17 protein-coding genes and 1 pseudogene are annotated in these 15,190 nt (G+C 72.2%); 11 read left to right on the top strand and 7 right to left on the bottom strand.

What is annotated here, in order from left to right; all coding sequences use genetic code 11:
• Together ODJ79_RS26380 and ODJ79_RS26375 are read left to right on the top strand one after the other, a co-directional pair.
• Nucleotides 1-520 (top strand): annotated as a pseudogene (locus ODJ79_RS26380) (AAA family ATPase); the annotation flags it as partial.
• Between the two features lie 181 nt (nucleotides 521-701).
• Nucleotides 702-1,667: an arabinan endo-1,5-alpha-L-arabinosidase gene (locus ODJ79_RS26375; RefSeq protein WP_263026262.1), complete on the top strand. Its 966-nt coding sequence runs from the start codon at nucleotides 702-704 to the stop codon at nucleotides 1,665-1,667.
• Between the two features lie 32 nt (nucleotides 1,668-1,699).
• Here the strand turns inward: ODJ79_RS26375 and ODJ79_RS26370 are convergent, their stop codons facing one another.
• Nucleotides 1,700-2,596 carry an A/G-specific adenine glycosylase gene (locus ODJ79_RS26370; protein WP_263026261.1) on the bottom strand — a complete coding sequence of 299 codons (897 nt, stop codon included), beginning with the start codon at nucleotides 2,594-2,596 and terminating at the stop codon, nucleotides 1,700-1,702.
• A 21-nt stretch (nucleotides 2,597-2,617) separates the two neighbouring features.
• Between ODJ79_RS26370 and ODJ79_RS26365 the strand changes: the two genes are divergently transcribed.
• The 4 genes from ODJ79_RS26365 to ODJ79_RS26350 all read left to right on the top strand — a co-directional run bounded on the left by ODJ79_RS26365 (nucleotide 2,618) and on the right by ODJ79_RS26350 (nucleotide 4,978).
• Complete coding sequence (locus tag ODJ79_RS26365) at nucleotides 2,618-3,121, top strand: glycine cleavage system protein R (RefSeq protein WP_263026260.1); 504 nt, start codon at nucleotides 2,618-2,620, stop codon at nucleotides 3,119-3,121.
• Nucleotides 3,118-3,630 carry a peptide deformylase gene (def, locus tag ODJ79_RS26360; RefSeq protein WP_263026259.1) on the top strand — a complete coding sequence of 171 codons (513 nt, stop codon included), beginning with the start codon at nucleotides 3,118-3,120 and terminating at the stop codon, nucleotides 3,628-3,630. Before ODJ79_RS26365 ends, def begins: the two co-directional genes overlap by 4 nt.
• Nucleotides 3,631-3,712: 82 nt before the next feature.
• Nucleotides 3,713-4,462: an adhesin gene (locus ODJ79_RS26355; RefSeq protein ID WP_263026258.1), complete on the top strand. Its 750-nt coding sequence runs from the start codon at nucleotides 3,713-3,715 to the stop codon at nucleotides 4,460-4,462.
• Nucleotides 4,463-4,978 (top strand): 2'-5' RNA ligase family protein, encoded by a 516-nt coding sequence (locus ODJ79_RS26350; protein ID WP_263026257.1) that lies wholly within the window; start codon nucleotides 4,463-4,465, stop codon nucleotides 4,976-4,978. It abuts the gene before it with no gap.
• A gap of 5 nt (nucleotides 4,979-4,983) precedes the next feature.
• On the opposite strand, the gene ODJ79_RS26345 is transcribed toward ODJ79_RS26350, so the two are convergent.
• Nucleotides 4,984-5,313 carry a nuclear transport factor 2 family protein gene (locus ODJ79_RS26345; protein ID WP_263026256.1) on the bottom strand — a complete coding sequence of 110 codons (330 nt, stop codon included), beginning with the start codon at nucleotides 5,311-5,313 and terminating at the stop codon, nucleotides 4,984-4,986.
• A 69-nt stretch (nucleotides 5,314-5,382) separates the two neighbouring features.
• On the opposite strand from ODJ79_RS26345, the gene ODJ79_RS26340 reads away from it, so the two are divergent.
• Nucleotides 5,383-6,183: a helix-turn-helix domain-containing protein gene (locus ODJ79_RS26340; RefSeq protein WP_263026255.1), complete on the top strand. Its 801-nt coding sequence runs from the start codon at nucleotides 5,383-5,385 to the stop codon at nucleotides 6,181-6,183.
• Nucleotides 6,184-6,398: 215 nt separating this feature from the next.
• Here the strand turns inward: ODJ79_RS26340 and disA are convergent, their stop codons facing one another.
• The 4 genes from disA to ODJ79_RS26320 form a co-directional block, all read right to left on the bottom strand.
• Entirely contained in the window at nucleotides 6,399-7,568 is a 1,170-nt protein-coding gene (disA, locus tag ODJ79_RS26335) for a DNA integrity scanning diadenylate cyclase DisA (RefSeq protein ID WP_263026254.1), read from the bottom strand.
• A 172-nt stretch (nucleotides 7,569-7,740) separates the two neighbouring features.
• The gene (radA, locus tag ODJ79_RS26330; protein ID WP_263026253.1) at nucleotides 7,741-9,159 is read right to left on the bottom strand and encodes a DNA repair protein RadA; all 1,419 of its coding nucleotides are present in this window, start codon (nucleotides 9,157-9,159) and stop codon (nucleotides 7,741-7,743) included.
• A 30-nt stretch (nucleotides 9,160-9,189) separates the two neighbouring features.
• Nucleotides 9,190-9,813, bottom strand: a complete 624-nt coding sequence (locus tag ODJ79_RS26325) for a hypothetical protein (RefSeq protein WP_263026252.1) — start codon at nucleotides 9,811-9,813, stop codon at nucleotides 9,190-9,192.
• Nucleotides 9,814-9,894: 81 nt separating this feature from the next.
• Nucleotides 9,895-10,722 (bottom strand): UbiA family prenyltransferase, encoded by an 828-nt coding sequence (locus ODJ79_RS26320; protein ID WP_263026251.1) that lies wholly within the window; start codon nucleotides 10,720-10,722, stop codon nucleotides 9,895-9,897.
• 46 nt (nucleotides 10,723-10,768) lie between these two features.
• Between ODJ79_RS26320 and ODJ79_RS26315 the strand changes: the two genes are divergently transcribed.
• The 4 genes from ODJ79_RS26315 to ODJ79_RS26300 are packed head-to-tail and all read left to right on the top strand — an operon-like array spanning nucleotide 10,769 to nucleotide 14,155.
• Entirely contained in the window at nucleotides 10,769-11,485 is a 717-nt protein-coding gene (locus tag ODJ79_RS26315) for a methyltransferase domain-containing protein (protein ID WP_263026250.1), read from the top strand.
• Nucleotides 11,482-12,636: an acyl-CoA dehydrogenase family protein gene (locus ODJ79_RS26310; RefSeq protein ID WP_263026249.1), complete on the top strand. Its 1,155-nt coding sequence runs from the start codon at nucleotides 11,482-11,484 to the stop codon at nucleotides 12,634-12,636. Before ODJ79_RS26315 ends, ODJ79_RS26310 begins: the two co-directional genes overlap by 4 nt.
• Nucleotides 12,630-13,700 (top strand): type III polyketide synthase, encoded by a 1,071-nt coding sequence (locus ODJ79_RS26305; RefSeq protein WP_263026248.1) that lies wholly within the window; start codon nucleotides 12,630-12,632, stop codon nucleotides 13,698-13,700. Before ODJ79_RS26310 ends, ODJ79_RS26305 begins: the two co-directional genes overlap by 7 nt.
• Nucleotides 13,697-14,155 carry a DUF6023 family protein gene (locus ODJ79_RS26300; protein ID WP_263026247.1) on the top strand — a complete coding sequence of 153 codons (459 nt, stop codon included), beginning with the start codon at nucleotides 13,697-13,699 and terminating at the stop codon, nucleotides 14,153-14,155. Before ODJ79_RS26305 ends, ODJ79_RS26300 begins: the two co-directional genes overlap by 4 nt.
• Before the next feature lie 50 nt (nucleotides 14,156-14,205).
• On the opposite strand, the gene ODJ79_RS26295 is transcribed toward ODJ79_RS26300, so the two are convergent.
• Nucleotides 14,206-14,997 carry a hypothetical protein gene (locus tag ODJ79_RS26295; protein ID WP_263026246.1) on the bottom strand — a complete coding sequence of 264 codons (792 nt, stop codon included), beginning with the start codon at nucleotides 14,995-14,997 and terminating at the stop codon, nucleotides 14,206-14,208.
• Nucleotides 14,998-15,190: the final 193 nt, after the last annotated feature.

Here is a 15,190-nt window from a genome sequence, read left to right as displayed (position 1 = left end):
GGACGTGGCGAAGGCGGTGTCGCTGGGCTTCCAGGCCTCGGAGGACACCGAGAGCAACTACGACCGGATGAAGGTCAAGGTCAACGACGAGCTGAAGCAGCACTTCCGGCCGGAGTTCCTGAACCGTATCGACGACACGATCGTGTTCCACCAGCTCCGGCAGGACGAGATCCTGCAGATCGTCGACATCTTCACCTCGCGGATCGAGGGCCAGCTCAAGAACAAGGACATGGGCCTCGAGCTGACCGACAACGCGAAGAAGTACCTGGCGAACAAGGGCTTCGACCCGGTGCTGGGCGCCCGGCCGCTGCGGCGGACGATCCAGCGCGATCTGGAGGACAGCCTGTCCGAGCAGATCCTCTTCAACGAGCTGCGCCCCGGCCAGATCGTGGTGGTGGACTGCGAGGGCGACCCGGCGAACGTCGAGAAGTCGAAGCTGAGCTTCCGCGGCGCCGACCGCGGAGTCTCGGTGCCGGACGCCGTGCCCGCCGACCTCGGGGCCGCCTCCACCGAGGAGTAAACGATCAACTGACCGAGAACGGCCCGGCTGCCTGGCAGCCGGGCCGTTCCCGTTCTCGGGTCGTTCACGTCGAGCTTGAAAATGCCCTGGTAAAGCGCTGCCACCTCTTGACGCTCATCGATGTTAACGTTCACCATGGCGGTAACATCCCGGAAATGTCAGCGTTGGAGAGGTGAGTTCCGTGCTGCGTAGGAAAGCGCTTGCCGGAGCCGTCGTGCTGGTCGCAGCGGTCGGCGCGACGGTGGGCATCAGGGCGGCCGATGCCGCCACCTATCCCAACCCCGGCGTGGTGACCGGCAGCGTCAACGTGCACGATCCCGGCATCGTCAAGCAGGGCGGGACCTACCTGATCGCGCACACCGGCAACAACATCGTGCTGAAGACCTCGACCGACCGCACCGCCTTCAAGGATGCCGGCGTGGCCTTCCCCAGCGGCGCCTCCTGGGCCGCCTCGTACACCGGAGGCAGCGCGAACCTGTGGGCGCCGGACATCTCGTACCACAATGGCAAGTACTACATGTACTACGCGGCCTCCACCTTCGGCTCGAACCACTCGGCGATCTTCCTGGCCACCAGCAGCACCGGCGCGTCCGGCAGCTGGAGCAACCAGGGCCTGGTCATCGAGTCCACGACCAGCGACAACTTCAACGCGATCGACCCGAACCTGTACGTGGACCCGTCCGGCCGCTGGTGGCTCAGCCTCGGCTCGTTCTGGACCGGGATCAAGCAGGTGCAGCTGAACACGTCCACCGGCAAGCGGCTGGACAGCACGATCCGGTCGATCGCCGGGCGCGGCGGCGGCGCGATCGAGGCGCCGTTCCTGTTCCACCACGGGTCGTACTACTACCTGTACGTGTCCTTCGACCTGTGCTGCCGGGGGGCGTCGAGCACGTACCGGATCATGGTGGGCCGCTCGACCAGCGTGAACGGGCCGTTCGTCGACAAGAACGGGACGGCGATGACCAGCGGCGGCGGCAGCGAGATCCTCGCCGGGCACGGCAGCATCCACGGCCCCGGCGGCCAGTCGGTCTTCACCGACACCGACGCGGACGTGCTGGTCTACCACTACTACGCGGACAACGGCACCGCGAAGCTCGGGATCAACCTCCTCGGATACGACTCGAGCGGCTGGCCGTACGTGTACTAAAGGGACTGCGCGTACTAAAGGGACTGTGCGTACTAAAGGGACTGCGCGGCAGGGTGCTGGGCGTCGCCGGCGAGCACGAAGTCGTCGGCGCCCAGCGACTCGACCAGGCCGTCCTCGACCAGCCCGGCCAGTGCCCGGGCCCGCTGCGCCTCGTCCTGCCAGACCAGGTCCAGGCGCTGCCGTGGTACCGGGCCGGTGGCGTGCCGCAGCACCTCCAGCAGCAGGCCGCGCACCTGGCGATCGGTCCCGGCGTACCGCTGCGGCTTGCGGCTCGGCCCCTCCGGCAGCTTCTCGCCGGTCGCCCGCCAGGCGCAGGACGCCTCGAACGGGCACTGCGGGCAGCGGGGGGCTCGGGCCGTGCAGACGATCGCGCCCAGCTCCATGAAGGCGATGCTCGCCCGCGCCGCCCGGGACGGCCGATCGGGCAGCAGCTCGGCGACCGCGACCAGGTCCGCCGCGGTCGTGGCCGGGCCGGCGTCCGGCTTGCCCTCGACGGCCCGGGCCACCACCCGCCGGACGTTGGTGTCGACGACCGGGTGGCGCTGCCCGTACGCAAAGGTGGCCACCGCCCGCCCGGTGTAGGTGCCGACCCCGGGCAGGGCCAGCAGCCGATCGAGGTCGTCGGGGACCACCCCGCCGTGCCGCTCCACGATCGCGACCGCGCAGGCGTGCAGGCGCATCGCCCGGCGCGGGTAGCCGAGCCGGCCCCACATCCGGATCGCCTCGGACGGCGGGTCGGCGGCCAGGTCGGCCGGGGTGGGCCAGCGGGTCATCCAGGACCGCCAGGCGGGCTCCACCCGGACCACCGGGGTCTGCTGCAGCATCACCTCGCTGACCAGCACCCCCCAGGGGCTCGTCGTGGGCTGCCGCCAGGGCAGATCGCGGGCATTCTGGTCGAACCAGGCGATGGCGTCATCGGCGAAAGTCATGGCAGCACCTACTGTAGGCGGGTGCATGAGCTTGCCATCACCGTCATCGGCCCGGACCGTCCCGGTATCGTCGCCGACGTGGCCGAGGCGCTTGCCGGGGCGGGCGCCAACCTCACCGACTCCACGATGACCCGCCTTCGCGGCCACTTCGCGATGACCCTGATCTGCACCGGTGCGGGGGCCGAGGCCGCTTCGCTGGCCCTGGAATCACTCGACGGGGTGACCACCACCGTCCGCGATGTCGGGCCGGAGGCCGACGCGGCCGACACCGGCGAGCCGTGGGTGGTCAGCGTGCACGGCGCCGACCGGCTCGGCATCGTCGCCGCGGTGACCCGGTTGGTGGCGGCCGCCGGCGGCAACATCACCGACCTGAGCACCCGGCTGGTGGGCACCCTGTACGTGCTGATCGCCGAGATCGACCTGCCCGCCGGCGCGTCCGAGGAGTTGCGCGAGCGGCTCGCGGTGGCCGGCGCCGAGCTCGGGGTCGAGGTGACGCTGCGCGGCGCCGAGTCGGAGATCCTGTGACCGAGGGCCGCGTCCGCCCGGTCGTCACCGCCCCCGCGGCGGTGCTCAGCAGGGTCGCCGCCGACGTCGACCCCACCTCGGCGGAGGTCGTCCAGCTCGCCGCCGACCTGGTGGCCACCATGCGGGTCTCGCCCGGCTGCGTCGGCCTGGCCGCGCCGCAGATCGGCGTCGGCGCGCGGGTCTTCGCCGTCGACGTGACCGGCCATCCGAAGGCGGCCACCAGCCACGGCACGTTCGTGCTGTGCAACGCGAAGATCGTGGAGGCGAGCCGGTGGAAGGCCGGACGCGAGGGTTGCATGTCGGTGCCCGACCTCACCGGCGACGTGAAACGGGCCGGACGGATCGTGGTCGAGGCGCTCGCGCCCGGCACCGGTGAGCCGATCATCCTCGCCACCGACGCCTTCGAGGCGCGCGCCCTGCAACACGAGATCGACCACTGCGGCGGCAAACTTTTCCTCGATCGGGTGGCCGGGGCGCATGCCGTCTACCAGCGGAAGGTCTATCTGTAAGGGTGGGCAAGGCGAGTCGCTGTCGCATACCCGGCGCGTCGCGGCCATCGTCGGGGGTGTCCGGGTTTACGGTGACCCCATCATGCGATCGACGGTTGGTCCCCTTCCTCCCGCCGTCTACTGGCGGCGGCGTGCAGTCGTGCTGGGCGCGGTGCTGCTCGGCATCATCGTGCTGTTCGTTTCCTGCTCCGGCAACGACAAGAACGATCAGCGCGGCAAGGGCGCCTCGACTGCGTCGTCCCTGCCCACCCCCGCGCCCGCCAAGTCCTCCGCGTCGCCCGAGCAGTCCTTCTTGGACGGTGTGCCCGGGACCCAGCAGTCGCTGCCCGCGCTGAGCGACCTGGAGTCGAAGAGCCCGAACGACGACGGCGGCAACCCGGCCACGTCGTCCACCACGGCGAACGGGCAGAACACCAATGTCACCGCGGCCTCCGACGGCTCCTGCGCCGACAACGAGTTCCTGGTGGCGGCGAGCGTGCCGACGACGACGCTGAAGCGCGGCAACTCACTGCAGATCACCCTGACCGTCAAGAACACCGGCAACCGTACGTGCAGCCGCGACGTCGGCGCCGGGGCGCAGGAGCTGTACCTCGAGGTCGGCGCCAAGAAGTACTGGTCGTCCGACACGTGCAGCAAGGACAACAACACGGACGTACGCCAGTTCGCGCCCGGCAACTCGCGCGCCTACCAGGTCACCTGGAACGGCCGGCAGTCCAGCAGCTGCACCGGCACCACGCCGTCCGGCCCCGCTCCGCCGCCCGGGCAGTTCGAGCTGCGCGCCCGGCTGGGGACGCTGGTCTCCCAGCCGGTGTTGATCACTATCGTCAGCTGAGTGGTCGCGGCTCTCGAGCTCTATCTGGACGTCGACGCCTCGCGACGCGTCCGGACGCTGTGGGGCGCGCTGGAGACGGACGGCATTCCGTCGCTGGCGACCCTCCTGGAGGAGCGTCATCGGCCGCACGTCTCGCTGGTGGCCGCTCGCCGTCTGGCGCCCGATGCCGTGGTGTCGGCGCTGGCCGGCGTCTCCGTCGGGGTCGGCCTGAAACTGGAGCTGGATTTCGTCGGGCAGTTCGTCGGGCGAGTGCTGTGGCTCGGCGTCGTGCCCACGCCCGAGCTGCTCGCCGTGCATCGGGAGGTGCACTCGCGGCTCGTCGCCGGCGGGGTGGAGATCTGGGACCTCTACCAGCCCGGGCGGTGGGTGCCGCACTGCACCCTGTCCATGCGCGTGCCCAATCCCCTGATGGGTGCGGCCGTTCGGCGCTGCCTGGAGTTCCTGCCGATCTCGGCGACCGTCGTCGGCGCCTCGGTCACCGATCACGCCAACGGGATCGCGGCGCCGGTGGGCTGACGTCCTCAGCGGACCTCGGGTTGCACCACGTCCCAGTGTTCGACGATCCGATGGTTCTCGAAGCGCCAGATGTCCACGACAGCTCGGGCCGGCGTACCGGGAACGGTCATGTGGTAGTGGACCACCACGTAGTCGTCGTCGGCGACCACGCGCTTCAGGTCGAGGGTTGCCGTCGCCACCGGCGCCGCCGCGATGAAGTCGAGGAAAGCATCGCGGCCGGACGGATTGCCGGGGACGTGCTCGACGAAGTCCTCGTGCAGCAGCGTGCGCAGCGGCTCCAGGTTGCCGGCGGCGAACTCACGGAAGCCGTGGAGCACCAATTCCTTGTTGGTCATGCCAGGGACGGTCGCAGCCGGCGGCGGTCATGTCGATGACATGCCTGGTAATGGCGACGGAGGCGCCGCTTGCCTGAGACTGGGTTCGTGGCGGAGAGCGTCGGTCAGTTGTTGCGTGGCTGGCGGCTGCGTCGCAAGGTCAGCCAGCTCGAGTTGGCGAACCTCGCCGAGGTGTCCTCGCGGCACGTCAGCTTCGTCGAGACCGGGCGCACCAATCCGAGCAGTGCCATGGTCGTACGGCTCGCCGAGTGTCTCGGGGTTCCCCTGCGCGAGCGGAACCGGCTGCTGGTCGCGGCCGGCCACGCGCCGCTCTATCGGGAGCGCGCGGCCGACGATCCCGACTTCGGGCGGGTACGCGCGGCCCTGGACCGGATCTTGCAAGCGCACGAGCCGTATCCGGCGGTCGCGCTGGACCGCCGATGGAACGTGCTGTCGGCCAATGCCTCGTTCGGCCTGCTGGTGGCGGACGTCGCGCCGGAGCTGCGACGCGAGCCGATGAATCTGATGCGGCTCGGGTTCCATCCGTCGGGGTTCGCCCCCCGGGTGCGCAACCTCGACCAGGTGCGGTCCTACCTGTTGCCGAGGCTGGAGCGCCAGGCGGCCAACAGCGGCGACCGTGCGCTGCACGCGCTGTGCGAGGAGCTGCGGTCCTACGGCGGCGGGACCGAGTGGCCGCCGGAGCCGGACCCGGCCGACATCGCGCTGCCGATTCGCATCGAGCATCGCGGGGTCGAACTTTGCTTCCTCACGACCGTGACGACCTTCGGCGCGGCCTTCGACGTAGCGCTGGACGAGGTGGCGGTGGAAACCTATCTGCCGGCCGACGAGGCAACCGCCGAGCACTGCCGACGGGTCGCCGAGGCCGGGTGAGGCGCGCGGCCGGGTGCGGGCGGCCGGGGTGAGGTGCGCGGCCGGGTGCGGGCGGCCGGGGTGAGGTGCGCGGTCGGGTGCGGGCGGCCGGGGTGAGGTGCGCGGTCGGGTGCGGGCGGCCGGGTCCAGCCGTTCGAATCGGTGTGCGGCGGCGCGCCGGCATCGCGGCGGCCTGGCTGATCGGCGGCGCGCCGGTGCCGGGCGAGCCGTGGGCGTCAGACGTAGCGCTCGAGTATCGACGCCTCGGCCAGCCGCGACAGGCCCTCTCGTACGCCGCGGGCGCGCGCGTCGCCCACCCCGTCGACGGCCTGTAGGTCTTCGACCGTGGCGCCCAGCAGGCGCTGGAGGCTGCCGAAGTGGTCGACCAGGCGGTCGACGATCGGGGCGGGCAGCCGCGGGACCTTGGCCAGCAGCCGGAAGCCACGCGGCGAGACCGCGGCGTCCAGCGCGTCGGAGGCGCCCGGGTAGCCGATCGCCTTGGCCACCGCCACCAGGTCGATCATTTCGGTGGCGGAGAGCAGGTCGAGCTCGACCAGGCCCTCGTCGAGGGTGCGTGCCTTACGACCGGTCGGCAGGTAGTCGCGGATCACCAGGGTGCGGTCGGCGTCGACACCGGCCATCAACTCGTCGAGCTGGAGGGCCAGCAGGCGGCCGTCGGTGCCCAGCTCGACCACGTAGCCCGAGATCTCGTCGGCGATGCGGCGGACCATCTCGAGCCGCTGGACGACCGCCACCGCGTCGCGAACCGTGACCAGGTCTTCGATCTCCAGCGCGGAGAGGGTGCCGGAGACCTCGTCCAGTCTCAGCTTGTAGCGCTCCAGGGTGGCCAGGGCCTGGTTGGCCCGGGAGAGGATGGCCGCCGAATCGTCCAGGACGTGCCGCTGACCGTTCACATACAGCCCGATGATGCGCATCGACTGGCTCACCGAGATGACCGGGAAGCCGCTCTGTTTCGCGACCCGCTCGGCGGTGCGGTGCCGGGTGCCGGACTCCTCGGACGGGATCGACGGGTCGGGCATCAGATGGACGGCGGCCCGGACGATCCGGGTGCCGTCGCTGGAGAGAACGACCGCACCGTCCATCTTGCACAGCTCGCGCAGGCGGGTGGCGGAGAACTCGACGTCGAGCGGGAAGCCGCCGGTGCAGATGCTCTCCACCACGGCGTCGTGGCCGAGGACGATCAAGGCGCCGGTGCGGCCCCGGAGAATGCGCTCCAGGCCGTCGCGCAGGGCGGTGCCCGGGGCCATCAGGGCAAGATTGGCGCGGAGCGGGTCGGGGTTCCCCCCGCCCCCGCCCACGAGGCCGGGGCGCACCGAACCATTCACGCCGGGTCGCGGCGTCTGGCTGGCGGCGGTGGGCTTGGAACCATCGCGGTCGAGCGGCACCTGTACATTCTACGGACTGTCATCCAGGCCGCCGAGGCGTGGTTCGATGAATGCTCCGTAGCGTGATCAAAACTCACCCTGAGTGAACCTTTTCAACCTGCCTGCGGGCCGGCGGTTCCGGCCGTTGCCCGGCGCCAGGCGCTGCCACCCTGGCCACGTCGAAAAGGTGCCGTCATTGCCCGCCGTGCTCGGCCGAGGCCCGGGCCGCGGTCTGCAATGCGGAGCGTAGGTCGGCGACCTCCGTGACCCGCATGCCCTTGATCCCCGTCCCCTCCGGGGCGCAGCCGGGCGGCACCAGCGCCTCGCGGAAGCCGAGCCGGGCCGCCTCGGCCAGGCGGCGCCCGACCGCGCCGACCCGGCGGATCTCCCCGGTGAGGCCGACCTCGCCGATCGCGACCAGGTGCGGCGCCATCGCGAGATCCAGGCCGCCGGAGGCGACCGCCAGCGCCATGGCCAGGTCGGCCGAGGGCTCGACCAGGCGGATGCCGCCGACCGTGGCCGCGAAGACCTCGCGGTTGTAGAGCTTGAGCTGCTTGGTGCGGCGCTCGAGGACGGCCAGGACCATGGCGAGCCGGGCGCTGTCGAGACCCGAGACGGTGCGCCGCGGCGACCCCTGCACCTCCGCCCCGATCAGCGCCTGCACCTCGGTGACCAGCGCCCGCCGGCCCTCCATCGCGACCGTCACGCAGGTGCCCGGGACCGGCTCGTGATAGCGGGTGAGGAACAGGCCGGACGGGTCGGCGAGGCTGGCGATGCCGCCCTCGTGCATCTCGAAGCAGCCCACCTCGTCGGCCGCGCCGTACCGGTTTTTCACCCCGCGGACCAGGCGCAGCGATGAGTGCTTGTCGCCCTCGAAGTGCAGCACGACGTCGACCAGGTGCTCGAGGACGCGGGGGCCGGCGACCTGACCGTCCTTGGTGACGTGACCGACCAGGACGGTGGCGATGCCGCGCTCCTTGGCCACCCCGACCAGCGCGGTGGTGACCGCCCGGACCTGGGTGACCCCACCGGGCACGCCCTCGGTGCCGGGGGCCGAGATGGTCTGCACCGAGTCGAGCACGAGCAGGCCGGGCCGGACCGCGTCGAGGTGGCCCAGGACGGCACCCAGATCGCTCTCGGAGGCCAGGAAGAGCCGCTCGTGCAGGGCGCCCAGCCGCTCGGCCCGCAGCCGCACCTGACTGACCGACTCCTCGCCGCTGACCACCAACGACGGGCTGCCGGCGCCGGCCGCCCACTGCTGGGCCACGTCGAGCAGCAGTGTGGACTTGCCCACACCGGGCTCGCCGGCCAGCAGCACCACCGCGCCCGGGACCAGGCCGCCGCCGAGCACCCGGTCGAGCTCGCTGACATTGGTGGGCACCGCCTTGGCCGGGGCGGCGCTGATCGTGGCGATCGGACGGGCCGGCTCGGCGGGCATGCGCGAGCTGACCACCCGGCCCGCGCCGAGCGGGCTGCTCACCGTGGACTCGATCACCGAGCCCCACTCGCCGCACTCCGGACACCGGCCGAGCCATTTCGGCGGCTGGTGCCCGCAGGCGTCGCAGACGAAGGCGGGCCGGGCGGCCTTCGGGGCCGTGCGCGAGGTCGTCACCCGGTCAAACTAGCCGGGGGGTACGACAAATCACTGCTCGGTGTTCTCGCCCTCGATGCCGGGCGCGCGGGACGCCGGCGACGTCGGGATCGCGAACGGCGCCATCGCCTCGAAGGCCGGCCCGTTCTCCACCTGGAAGGTCAGCGCCAGCGAGTAACCCGGCTTGAGCGCGTTGCTCAGGCCCTGCGCCAGCAGGGTCGTCGGGCCGCCCTCGGGGTTGAAGACCTGGCTGCCCAGCGCCGGGATGGTGAACTTGGCCGGCTGCAGCGCGGGCGTGCTGGGCGCGGCGGACGCACCGGACGACGACGGCGGGGCGCCGACGCCGACCTGCATCGCCGAGACGACCTCGGGCACCACGTTGGTCTGCGGCTTGCTGGTGATCGTCACGGTGAGCGGCTGCTCGGTCTGGTTGAACAGGCTGACCTGCAGCGGCGCGGTGCCGTTGGCCGGGTAGCCGGTGGGGTTGTTGTAGGGCACCTGGAGGTTGCGGATCAGCAGGGCACCGCCGGGACTCTGCGTGTTCAGGCCGGAGATCGGGCTCTCCAGGATGGCGGTCTCGGCGACCTGGCCGGCGGAGCAGCCGGAAAGTGCGATCACGGCGGCCATCGCGGCACCCGCGGCCAGAGCGACGCGGCGGGTTCCCAGCGAGCGCATCACGATCCTCCAAGAAAAGACACCAAGGCGTAAGCCTCAGCGTAGAGGTCGGTGATCTGGCGTGTGCGCCGACCCATCCATTCACACCACCGGGCCACTGAAGATCAGCAACAGGACGTCGATCAGGGCCACCAGGATCACCGCCCGGAACATCGCCACCCTCCGTCCCTCGGCGCGCCGGGCGGCGTACCACCCGACCGGAAGGACCACGACGGCGGCCGCGGCGGCCGACCAGCCCGCCCACGACGGCGGTCCGGCCGGCCCGAAGACCAGCGTGAGCGTCGCGGCCAGCAGCAGCACCGCGGCGGCGATCGCCGAGCCGGTGGCGCCGAGCCGATGCGGCAGGCCACGCACGCCGGTGGCCGCGTCGTCGTCGAGATCGGGCAGCACGTTCGCGAAGTGCGCGCCGCCGCCGAGCAGCGCCGCCGCCGCGACCAGCCAGGCCGGCGGTGCGGGATGGCCGGGCAGCGCGGTCACGACGAACGCCGGGAGCAGGCCGAACGCCACCAGGTAGGGCAGCACCGAGAACACCGTGGACTTCAGCGGCCAGTCGTAGAGCAGCGCGATGCCGGTGGCCACGGTGAGGATCACGGCCGGTTCCAGGCCGAACGGCGCCGCCAGGAACGGGACTGCCAAAGCCGAGATCAAACCCGAGATTCCGACCGTACGCCGGGAGACCGCCCCCGCCGCGATCGGCTTGTCCCCGCGACCGGACTGCCGGTCGCGCGCCGCGTCCAGCCAGTCGTTCACCCAGCCCACCGCCAACTGGGTCGCGCACACCGCCAGGAAGATCCCGGCGATCGCCCAGCCGCGATGGCCCACGCCGACCGCGAGCAGGGTCATCGCCACGGTGACCGCGAGACCGGGCTCCGGATGGGACGACCGGATCAGGGCGAGCGCGCGAGCCATGGGAGCAGTGTGGTGGTTGTGCCGGATGCGTGCCACGCTCGATCACATGCGGTCGATGGCCCGGAACGATCCGCGGCAGTACGACGAGCTGGCCGACCAGTGGTGGCGGCCCGGCGGCAGCTTCGAGATGCTGCACTGGCTGGCGGCGGCGCGGGCCGCATTGATACCGCCGGCCGACCGGCCGGGTGCGGTGCTGGTCGATGCCGGCTGCGGCGGCGGCCTGCTGGCCCCGCACGTCGGCGGCAAGGGCTATCGGCACGTCGGCGTCGATCTCCGCCGGGAAGGCCTTCGGCAGGCCGCAGAGCATGGCGTACGCCCGGTGAACGGGGACGTGACCGCCCTGCCGATCGCCACCGGCGCCGCCGACGTGGTGGCCGCCGGCGAGATCCTCGAGCACGTCACCGACCTGCCGGCCACGGTGGCCGAGCTGGCCCGGGTGCTGCGGCCGGGCGGCCTGCTGGTGCTGGACACGGTCAACGACAACGCGCTGAGCCGGTTCATCACGGTCACCGCCGGCGAGTGGCTGGGCTTCGCCCCGCCGCACCTGCACGATCCGGCGCTGTTCGTGCGCCCGCGCCGGCTGATCGCCGAGTTCGCCCGCCATGGCGTACGCGTCGAGGTGCGCGGCGCCCGGCCGACGATGACCGGGCTCTTCCGGTGGCGGGTGCTGCGCCGCGAGCGGACCGGCGGCCGGATCGTGCGGTCGGGGCTGACCACGGTGCTTTATCAGGGGACGGGTCGCAAGGAGGGGGAGCGTTCATGATCGACGAAGCCCGGCGGCTGGCGCCCCGATTCGCGGCCCGGGCGGCCGCGCACGACCGGGACGGCACGTTTCCCGCCGACGACTTCGCCGACCTGCGGGACGCGGGCTTCTTCGGGCTGATGGCGCCGAAGCGGCTGGGCGGGGCGGGGGCCGGCTTCGCGGACTACGCGGCGATCGCGTACGAGCTGGCCCGCGGCAACGGCGCCACCGCGTTGATCTTCAACATGCACGCGTCGGTGACCGGCGCGCTCAGCGGGGTCACCGACGAACTCGCCGAGGCGTTGGGCCTGCCCGCCGAGGCGCTGCGGGCCCGCGACGACTACCTGCGGGCCGCCGCCGCGGGCGCCTGGTACGCGGTGGCGATGAGCGAGCGCGGCGTCGGCTCCCGGCTGTCGCAGATGAGCACCCGATACCGCCCGGTGGACGGCGGCTACCGGATCGAGGGCGCCAAGACCTTCTGTTCCGGGGCGGGCAACGCGGATGCGTATCTGGTCGCGGCCCGCAGCGCCGAGGAGCCGGAAAAGGTGTCCCAGTTCCTGGTTCCGGCCGGGGAAGGTTTACGGGTCGAGCCGACGTGGGATGCCCTGGGGATGCGCGCGACGGCCTCGCACGACCTGCACGTCGACGTCACCGTGCCGGCCGGCGCCCTGCTCGGCGGCGTCGAGGGCCTGGCTCTGGTGGTGGCCCAACTCGCACCGCACTGGATGGTGGCCAGCTACGCGGCGGTCTACGTGGGCGTGGCCCGGGCCTCGGTCGACGCGGCGATCGAGCACGTCAACGAGCGCAAGCTGGCCCACCTGCCGGCGATCCGGGCCCGGATCGGGCGGGCCGACGCGGCCGTCGCCGCCGCGCACCTCGCGGTCATGGAGGCGGCCCGGCGGGTCGACGAGGCGCCCGGCGACGCCGCGACCAACCGCTGGGTGTGGCGGGCCAAGCTGCTGGCCGGCACGACCGCGGCCGAGGTGGCGGCCTCGATGCTGGAGGCGGCCGGCACCTCGGCGATGCGCCGCGGCCACCCCCTCGAACGGCTCTACCGGGACGCCCGGGCCGGCTCGCTGCAACCGGCCACCAGCGACGTCTGCGCGGACTGGCTCGGCGTGGACGCGCTCGGCGGCGATCCCGACGCGGAGGGGTTCGCTCCGCGATGGTGAGCCACGCGACGATCGCCGGGGTGGGTGTGGCGCTGCCGCCCACCGTCCGGCAGGACGATCTCTGGACCGGCTACTTCGGCCGGCAGCACGCCGGGTCCCGCCGGGTGCTGGCCGAACGGATCTTCGCGAACGCGGGCGTGCGCACCCGGCGGGCCGCGGTGAGCCCGCTGCTGGAGGACGTGTCGGACTGGTCGACCGAGCGCCGGATGCGCCGCTACCAGGTCGAGGCGGTGCCGCTGGGCAAGGAGGCGGCGAGCCGGGCGCTCACCGGCGCCGGCCTCACCGCCGACCAGCTCGGCCTGTTCGCGGTCTGCTCCTGCACCGGGTACGCGACGCCGGGGCTGGACATCCTGCTCGCCCGTGACCTGGGCATGGCGGCCGACGTGCGCCGGCTGTTCGTCGGGCACATGGGCTGCTACGCGGCGCTGCCCGGGCTGGGGACGGCGGCCGATTTCGTGCTCGCCCAGGGCCGGCCGGCGCTGCTGCTCTGCGCCGAGCTGACCAGCCTGCACCTGCAGCCGCCGGGCACCCGGGTGGACGTCCAGCAGATCGTTTCGCATGCGCTCTTCTCGGACGCCGCGGCCGCCGTCGTGGTCACCCCGGGCGAGAGGACCGACAGCGGGTACGCCGTCCGTGAGGTTGCCGCCGTCACCGACAGCACGACCGCCGACCACATGACGTGGGAGGTGACCGATCGGGGCTTCCGGATGGGCCTGTCCCCGCGGGTGCCGGAGGTGCTCGGCGTGCACGTCCGCAAGCTGGTCGACGACCTGCTGGCCCGGCACGGCCTGAGCGTCGCCGAGGTGGACGGCTGGGCGGTGCACCCGGGCGGCCCCAAGATCCTCGACGTGGTCCAGGAGCGGCTCGGGCTGGACGACGCGGCGCTGGCACCCTCCCGGGACGTGCTCGCCGAGTACGGGAACTGCTCGTCACCCACCGTGCTGCTGGTGTTCGATGCGCTGCGCCGCCGTGCACGGCCCCCGCGCCGCGTCGTCATGCTCGCTTTCGGACCGGGGCTCACCCTCTACGGCGCGCTGCTGGAGACCTCTACAGTCACAGCGTGAGGGTGGATCGGGCACGGGGGGCGGCGCTGTACGCGGCCGCCGCCGTGCTCCTGGCCGCCGGGACCACCTGGTGGTTCCGGGCCGCGCCGAGTGACCAGGCCGACCCGACGATCGAGCGGTGGACGCAGAGCGCCGAGAGGCTGCTGCCCCACTCGGCGGGCGAGGACGACGCGGACACCGTGGCGCTCGCGGCCGGCAGCGAGCGCCAGTTGGTGTCGGCCGTCGAGTCCGGCACGTACTGGGTGGCGGTGGTCTGCGTCGGCGGTGGCGACAGCCGGGTGCGGGTCAGCATGGGCGAGCCGGCCATCGACTCGGGACGCGGCCTCGACTGCACGCTGGACGCCCAGACGGACGAGTTCAAGGTGGCCACCGCGGGCCGGCTGCGGATGTACGTGACCGTCGACGAGGCCGGCCCGGTCGTCTTCCGCTACACCCTGCACCGGACCGCGGACTAGGACCTCGCCTCGCCCCCGGGTGATCGGCAGGACACGCCTTGGGGTCGGCCTCAGATCCGGGCCAGCTCGGGCTTCAGGACGGTGATGGTGGCGACCCGCCGGACGGTCTTCACGATCGTGCCGCCCTTGTCGACCAGCAGGACCGCGGCGGTGCCGTCGGCCTTGCCGAGGTTGAGCACGTCGCGCACGGTGCCGTTGGGGTCGTGCAGCACCCGGACGGTCTTGCCCTGGGCCTGCGGGGTGGCGCCGGTGGGCGGGGTGCCCACGCCGGCCGTGGCGGTGGCGAGCGCGCCGGTCACGGTGACCACGGCGATCTCGGGGCGGACCGCGGCGATCGTGTCGGACACCAGACCGTCGCAGTCGCAGCCGTCGATCAGCAGAATCACGGCGGGTAGCCGCCCGCGCAGCGGGACGGTCTGGCCGTCCGAGCCGATCAGCTCGAGCGCCGGCAGCGCGGTGGCGGCCGGGCCGGGGGCGGTGTTGTCGTCGGTGGTGCTCGCGGTGCGCTGGGTGGCGGGCTGCCGCGGCGGGCCGGGCCAGGCCGAGGCGAACAGGCTGGCGACGGTGACCAGCACCGCCATCGAGATGATCAGAACCGGGGCGCGCAGCGCGGTCGCTGTGATCTTGCGAGCCCGGCGCAGGGCGGGGCGGTTGACGAACCGGCGCCAGCGGGACGGCTTCGCGGCCAGGCGCAACTCGGCGCGGACGGCCGCGACCTCGTCGGAGAGCTCGGACAGATCGTCGGGGATGACGATCACGCCCCACTCTTCGGGGAGGTCGGGCAGGTCATCGGGCGAGCCGCCATCGGACGGCCATCCGCCGTTGTCGCTCGGAACAGCCATACTCACCCTCCCCCCTGGCCGACCCGGAGTTCTTCGGTCGGGGAACCTAGCGTCCAGCCTCCCTTAACCTCGGCCGGACCGCCAGTAGTGTGCGCCTCTGGACCTTAGCGATAAGCTTGACCTCACAAACGGCGTAGGTACGAAATATCCGACTCGCTGGGCAAAGCGGTCACGCTTTCGTCACGTACGGTAG

The organism is Actinoplanes sp. KI2 (assembly GCF_025630775.1).
Classification (GTDB): domain Bacteria; phylum Actinomycetota; class Actinomycetes; order Mycobacteriales; family Micromonosporaceae; genus Actinoplanes.
Note: the sequence above shows the minus strand (reverse complement) of the source record. Positions and strands in the feature narration are given on the sequence as shown.